The organism is Marinococcus sp. LNSP9103-4, assembly GCF_056034345.1.
Genome location: NZ_JBQLIA010000029.1, coordinates 23,131 through 29,663, shown reverse-complemented (window position 1 = coordinate 29,663; position 6,533 = coordinate 23,131). Strand labels below are relative to the sequence as shown.

The window sequence follows — 6,533 nt, the reverse complement described above, 5'->3', positions numbered from 1 at the left end:
CCAGTAAAATAACGTCATTATCTATTTTACTAAAGGATCAGATTGATGGAGCAAAAGTGTAAAATCGAATCAAGCAACATCTGTCAACTTTATTCTAGCGTTCACATCATTTAATCATGACTCCTTTTTGTGTAATAGTTCGAGAATATAATAACCATAATTATATTTAACCGTAGAATCGATTCACGTAAAGATAAAGTTGTTTTTTCTCTATGAGATTTCACAGTGCAAACAATATTGGTTTTTGGTAGTTTGTATATATTTACATAAACTAAAACGTTTATGTAAATATAATAAAAAATTTAAACATTTATTGTTTTCCAACTCCTCAATATGTAATAGTTCGAGAAAAATAGCTAGCTGAAAATAGACTCCTCAATGTGTAATAGTTAGACTCCCCTAATTGTAATAGCTACTCCCTCATGTGTAATAGTTCACTCCTCAATGTGTAATAGTTCACTCCTCAATGTGTAATAGTTGGACTCCTCAATGTGTAATAGTTCACTCCTCAATGTGTAATAGTTCACTCCTCAATGTGTAATAGTTCATCTTTGAAACCCCTGGTATGAGTGAAATACAGCCTTCTCTAATCATTAATCATTGTTAATTAATTGTTAAATAAATAAACGATGTAAACAACAAGGGAAAATTAAAACGGTTGTTGTTATCTTTCTTAACTATTACAAAAAGAGGAGTAGACAGAAAATACACCCATTAACTATAATTAACTTACTAATAACTGGGAGGAATGAAGCGGCATGGTGAGTGAACAAATGAATTTACCTGGAGTCTCTGAAATATCACCCGACCATACAGTCACGCAATCCAATGATCTCATCATGTCCCGCCAGGATCTTACTATCCAGGAACGTCGCATTATTTATGCCTTTGCTTCGTTGATACATAAAGAAGATAACGACTTCAAAATCCATAGAGTAAAAGTAAAAGACATCGCCGATATTCTTGGTATTCAGACCAAAAACTATTATCGGAAAGTTCAAGAAATAGTGGTCGGTCTCCAGCAGAAAGGCGCATACATTCAAAAAGAAAAATCAGAACTATACGTGAACTGGGTAGCATCCAGCGAATATTTCCACGGCCAGGGCTGCGTGGAACTGGAATTCTCCCAGAAAATGAAACCGTATTTGTTAGAGCTGAAACAACGGTTCACCCCATTTAAATTAAGAAACGTGCTTCGTCTGCGAAGCGAGTATTCTATGCGTATGTATGAACTGTTAAAAAAAGACGAATTCCGCAAACAGGTTAACTATTCCATTCAAGATCTTCGGCAGTTGTTGAATATCGAAGAAGGTAAGTACGAACCTTATGCTAATTTTAAAAACCGAATTCTTAAAAAAGCACAGGAAGAACTGGGAAGTTATACTGATTTGACGTTTTCGTATGATGAGGTCAAAGAAGGACGAAAGGTAGCGGCTCTTACTTTCACGATCCAATCCAATGACAAATACGTTGAACATGTGATTGAGGAAAACGATAATAGTGAGATTATCCAGCTTTTAACTACATATGGTATTGATGAAAAGCAGGCCAAAAAACTACTAAAAGAACACGAAAAAGATAGAGTCATTCGAAATATTGAACATATTGCTTCTCAAGATGAACGGCAGTTTCATAATTTGGCTGGAGTATTGATGAATGCGATACGAAAAGATTATGCGGCCAGCCAAACAATGGTATTCGAATCATCGATGACTGATACCAAAAATGATGAAAATAATCTTCCTGAATCTAAAAAGGCGGAAATGATTGTGAAAGACCTTATTAAAAAATATTCTGGAAACAACGGCGGGCCAATACCCAACTGGATGATTGAAGAGGAATTCGAACAGCGGCTAAAAGAGCAAGGATATTCCAGTGACCAACTTGAACGTATAAAAAATCGTTGGCTGCCTTATGTAACGAAATAAGCGATAGACAAAGGCTTCCGGGAGATGCACACCCGGAAGCCTTTGTCATACTTAATGTTGATCTTATGTAAGTAAATAGAAATGACATAAACTGAAACGTTTCAGTTTATGTCAAAGTTTACGTTTTACCGATTTTGTTTTATTTCTTTTATTAAATTTTCCAAGGCATAATTAATAGCTTGCGTTTTGAAACCTTTGCCCTGGCCTTCCGCAAGGCGGTTGAATTCCTCCAGCAGATCTTTTCGAATCAAGAACGTCCCTCGTTTATGGGTGTCTTCGACTTTCTCCTTCTTTTGCCCAAAATTAGACCAAAAGGTTTCTTCTGAATTTTCTTTTTCCTCAGGAACTTCGTTTTGTTCTTCTTTTGTTTCATTTTTCTCTGGCGTTTCCTGGTGGTCAAAAAACATATTAGCTGGAGAAGGTCGTTGATTACGCTGTGTCATATTTTGGAGTACTTTATCTGTTCCTTTATTGGTTTGTTTTTTCGGTTCCGACACGTTCCATCAACTCCTTTACAAATGATTTATGGTAACTGAATGCCTGATTTGCTTCTGAGTTATTGACGAGTCCATAAATAGGAAGGCGCCCGGTTGTCGCTCTTCGGTGAATGACTGTATCAAAAACATAATTAGGGTATTCGTTCTCGATTAATTGAATCATGGCCTGAGAGTCCACCCGCTTGGCGTCTGCGAGCGTGCGCAAAATGCCTGCGATTTCGAGATCGGGATTTAGTCGTTCTTTTGTTGTCATGACAGTGTCAATAAAGCGGGGAACCGCCGAGTAACAGAATTTGCTAGTTTCAAACATAATTACGACGTGTGTAGAAGTGCTCAACGCATTGATCGTCTGCTCCGAGAGAGCCGGAGGGGTATCGATAATGATAAAATCATAAAACGTATGTACGGGCTCTAGGGTACGATGAAGCGCAAGTGAACGGTTGCCGTCATACTCCTGGTACAAAAACTGGCCAATCGTTGCTAAATAGTCATCAGAAGGGAGCAGGTGCAAGTTCTCGCTGATTCCTTTAATGTACGGCCTGGCATCTTGCTCTTTGATCGCTTCTAATACAGTTTCATTTTCAAACTCTGAAAGATCATCGATACCTGAGATAAACTGTGTCAGATTGCCCTGGGAATCCATATCCACACAAAGTACTTTATAGCCTTCCTGAGATAACAGGTACGCAGTCACTCCAGACGTCAGTGTTTTTCCGACGCCACCTTTTTGAATACCGAATGTAATAGTTGTCGTCATCGTGTCACCCCGCTTATGTAATTGTTTCTATTAAAAGTATACATAATCTAAAATGTAAACGCCATAGGTTATTGAAATTTAAATGTTTAAATAAACTGAAACGTAAACTATTTAGTTTATTTAAACGTAAATTAATAATTCATCAGAAAATCAATTTGAACAAGAAAATACAAAAAGAGAAGAAAAATTTTCTGTTAGAGATGTTCAATTACTATTTTCTAGGGAACACACCAATGAAATTAAACCTTTTACAAAAGTAAAATCAAAGTCTGTCTTGTGAAGCAGATCGACTATTGTTATTCTTAATGTTATATATTGTAAATTAGACTTTAATAATTTACATTAGCAAAAAAATGATACACGAAAAAATCCCTGCTCATAGTATCCGGTTTGGCCGCCAAGGTACTATAAACAGAGATCCCTCCACAATCAACTTTAAAACCAGTTTATCATAAGGACGTAAAATATTGAACCTTTTGGGAAATTTTGATCACTGTTTTTAAAGTTTGCTACGAAAAAGTGCAATGTAAGTTTTTATGCTTACATCTTGTTCCTCTTTCTTGGAAATCTCTAGCAGGGGTTTTTAGAAGGAGGATATTTGTATGGATGCAGTAATCCAATTTGAAGGGACTATTTATGAGAACGGCTATGGCTTAATAGCTCAAAAAGTAATGCGTGATAAAACACTTCCAAAACAATCAAAGCTAATCTACTCTTACATGTGCTCCTTTGCTGGAACAAACGAAAACGGTGAAAGAACAGCTTTTCCCAGTGTCAGTTTGCAATGTGATGAATTAGGAATGGCAGAGGATACGTATTACAAATGGCGTAAACATTTAATTGATCGCGGTTATATTCGCATCACTCGTCAACGCACAGAAGGGGCAAGATTTGATCGAAACATATATTCAATTATGGCTGTCCCAAATGATCCTCAAAAAAAAGAGAGTGCATCGAACCATGAGAATTCGGGTACGGATCCATACCCTAAAAAACCGAGTACGGATAATCCGAGTACCGAAAATTGGGGTACTAACAGTAATAACTTCAACATTAATAGCTTTATTAATAAGAAACATAAAGAAACGAATTTAGAAAATCATGAATCTAATCAAAAATTTTTAGCTAAAGAAAAAAATAAAGAAGAACTGTTAAAAGCTAGTTTAAAATCTGTTCTTCCAGATAAAATCTTTTACGTATTAGATACTTTTAGTGAGTCGTATCAAGAGTTATATGACTGGATTGGGATTTTATTTAGAGCTAAAAACCAAGTAGAAAAAGATACTGAGCAATTATTTTTATTAGAGAATAACGAAAAAACCATTCTGTGTATTCTTCAAAACGCACTTAGAAGTCTAAAAATTAGCACTGAAATAAAAAAACCTAACGATTATTTGTTCATAACCATTAAAAGAGAAATAGAAATACACATAAGTTCTCAAATGAGGTTAAACTCCAAAGAAAATGTAGATATAAATCCAAAAAACGCTACAGAAGCTTCTTCTACAACTGCAAACGAAGATAATAATTCGAAATTAGAAAAACAGAAAGCATATTTTAAATCAATGTTGGCAGAAAGACGAAAGAGTAATTAACGATTTTTTAAATTAGGTTGAACACACAGTTAGGATGGTCAAACTTATGATAGCGAAATGGATTGATACTTATGCTTTACATCAACTTCACTGTATCAAAAGTGAAGATTATCACTATACTCAACCTAAACACGTATCAATACAGAAAAAGCGAGAAAAGATTTATACTATTGTCAAACTTGAGCTCCTTATTAATCCTAGCGAAACTATACTGAAAATGCTTCAGGACAATATTTTACTCATGTGTACTAAACATGATCAATACGTGAGCACCCAAGATACAGAAGTGTCATGGGGAGCCCGGGGATGTATAACTCAATTGATGAACAATAGTGGCTATGCAGGTTATATTTTTAAAAAAAGAGCTATTGTGAAAGAAACTAAGGCATTCATTCAACGCTCTTTAGGACCCAAATAACATGGTGGTATTAGTCATCTTGCTTTGGCTCCTAGTGTTAGTATTAATCGCTGTTTATTCTCATAGTGAAACAACACAGTGGGTTACTGCCATCGGATTTGGCGGAGGAGCAGGTGGATTGGCCAGTGTGTTAGGAACAGGTACAGACCGATCTTCTTATATCCTAATTGCCGACAGTATCTTGAGTTCGTTAGGCTATTTTTGGACACCAGTAGCTGTTTTAATGTTTGCGCTTATTTATAGTGGAGTGCTCAAGCAACTAAAACAGAAGATAATTTGGACAGTTCTTTTTCTCCTTCCTGCAATGAGCATGTTATTCACAAATAAAATTTATCCAGATTTTTCACTAAATCATCAACTTTTTGCCGTATGGGTTACACCATATGTTTTAGCATGCAATGGATTACTTGTTTATACGGCATGGAAAGAAACACGGTTATCAATTAAGAAGCAAAAATTACTAACGGCGATTATAATTGTTCCTATTCTTTCTTGTGTTCTTGTAACAAATATCATTTTGGAAGCTATGAACATTTCAGGTATGTGGCGCTACAATACCTATATCATCGATTTTCAATTTGTATTATTTTGTATAGTGGTCGTTAAACACGGATTTCTTGGTGTTCAAGTACAATTCATTCAGCAATCACCAAATGTTCAAGCTCAAAAATCCGGTACTTCATTGTTTAATCATGCGATTAAGAATGAAGTAAGTAAATTGGATTTAATGGTGAAGCAAATGGATCGAGAGTTGCTGCCAAATAGTCAGCAGGAAAATCTCTACATGATGCAAGAAACGACAAAACATCTTCGCGAATTGTCTCAAAGAGTACAAAGTAAATTGGACACCATTGAATTGCACCGAGAATATTTTGAACCACGTTTATTAATAAAAACCGCTCAACGAGAAATTCTATTAGTAAATGACTGCATCGATGTGCGTACTCATATTCGTTCTGAGAATTCGATCTACGGTGACCCTGTTCATGTTCAAGAAGTGCTCAACAATATCGTTAAAAATGCTAAAGAAGCACTTCAGGGAAAAGGAGTTATCACCATCGATGTATACGAAGCTAGGAGGCATATGGTGCTGGATATCACCGATAATGGGCCAGGTATGAACAAACTGGAAAGTCATCGAGTGATGGATCCGTTTTACTCGAATAAAAAGGAAACGGAAAGCTATGGATTAGGCTTAACTTATTGTTTCAACATTATGCAGCAGCATGGAGGAGATATAACAGTTCAAAGCCAAAACAATCGTGGAAGCACCTTTTCATTATGGTTTCCAAAGTTCAAACAGACCTCGTTTTCATTTGATCCCACTAGGAGATGACC

Annotated in this window: 6 protein-coding genes; 4 read left to right on the top strand and 2 right to left on the bottom strand. The window is 35.9% G+C overall.

From position 1 onward, the window contains the following. The first annotated feature begins 758 nt into the window (after positions 1 to 758). Positions 759 to 1,928 (top strand): replication initiation protein, encoded by a 1,170-nt coding sequence (locus ACTRXG_RS15045; RefSeq protein ID WP_474285743.1) that lies wholly within the window; start codon positions 759 to 761, stop codon positions 1,926 to 1,928. 125 nt (positions 1,929 to 2,053) lie between these two features. Here the strand turns inward: ACTRXG_RS15045 and ACTRXG_RS15040 are convergent, their stop codons facing one another. Together ACTRXG_RS15040 and ACTRXG_RS15035 are read right to left on the bottom strand one after the other, a co-directional pair. Beyond that, a complete protein-coding gene (locus tag ACTRXG_RS15040; RefSeq protein ID WP_474264072.1) occupies positions 2,054 to 2,425 on the bottom strand; it encodes a hypothetical protein in 372 nt (123 codons plus the stop codon). After that, positions 2,397 to 3,182 (bottom strand): ParA family protein, encoded by a 786-nt coding sequence (locus tag ACTRXG_RS15035; RefSeq protein WP_474285741.1) that lies wholly within the window; start codon positions 3,180 to 3,182, stop codon positions 2,397 to 2,399. Before ACTRXG_RS15035 ends, ACTRXG_RS15040 begins: the two co-directional genes overlap by 29 nt. 602 nt (positions 3,183 to 3,784) lie before the next feature. Between ACTRXG_RS15035 and ACTRXG_RS15030 the strand changes: the two genes are divergently transcribed. Genes ACTRXG_RS15030 through ACTRXG_RS15020 form a run of 3 tightly spaced genes read left to right on the top strand, consistent with a single transcriptional unit; the run spans position 3,785 to position 6,531 of the window. Then, positions 3,785 to 4,777 carry a helix-turn-helix domain-containing protein gene (locus ACTRXG_RS15030; protein ID WP_474285739.1) on the top strand — a complete coding sequence of 331 codons (993 nt, stop codon included), beginning with the start codon at positions 3,785 to 3,787 and terminating at the stop codon, positions 4,775 to 4,777. A 46-nt stretch (positions 4,778 to 4,823) separates the two neighbouring features. Next, the gene (locus ACTRXG_RS15025; protein ID WP_474285737.1) at positions 4,824 to 5,195 is read left to right on the top strand and encodes a hypothetical protein; all 372 of its coding nucleotides are present in this window, start codon (positions 4,824 to 4,826) and stop codon (positions 5,193 to 5,195) included. Between the two features lies 1 nt (position 5,196). Then, on the top strand, positions 5,197 to 6,531 hold the full coding sequence (locus ACTRXG_RS15020) for a sensor histidine kinase (RefSeq protein ID WP_474285735.1): 1,335 nt from the start codon (positions 5,197 to 5,199) through the stop codon (positions 6,529 to 6,531). Positions 6,532 to 6,533 lie beyond the last annotated feature (2 nt).

Coding starts and splice junctions, on each gene's coding strand:
- ACTRXG_RS15045 (WP_474285743.1), top strand. CDS start 759: ATGGTGAGTGAACAAATGAATTTACCTGGAGTCTCTGAAATATCACCC.
- ACTRXG_RS15025 (WP_474285737.1), top strand. CDS start 4,824: ATGATAGCGAAATGGATTGATACTTATGCTTTACATCAACTTCACTGT.
- ACTRXG_RS15030 (WP_474285739.1), top strand. CDS start 3,785: ATGGATGCAGTAATCCAATTTGAAGGGACTATTTATGAGAACGGCTAT.
- ACTRXG_RS15020 (WP_474285735.1), top strand. CDS start 5,197: ATGGTGGTATTAGTCATCTTGCTTTGGCTCCTAGTGTTAGTATTAATC.
- ACTRXG_RS15035 (WP_474285741.1), bottom strand. CDS start 3,182: ATGACGACAACTATTACATTCGGTATTCAAAAAGGTGGCGTCGGAAAA.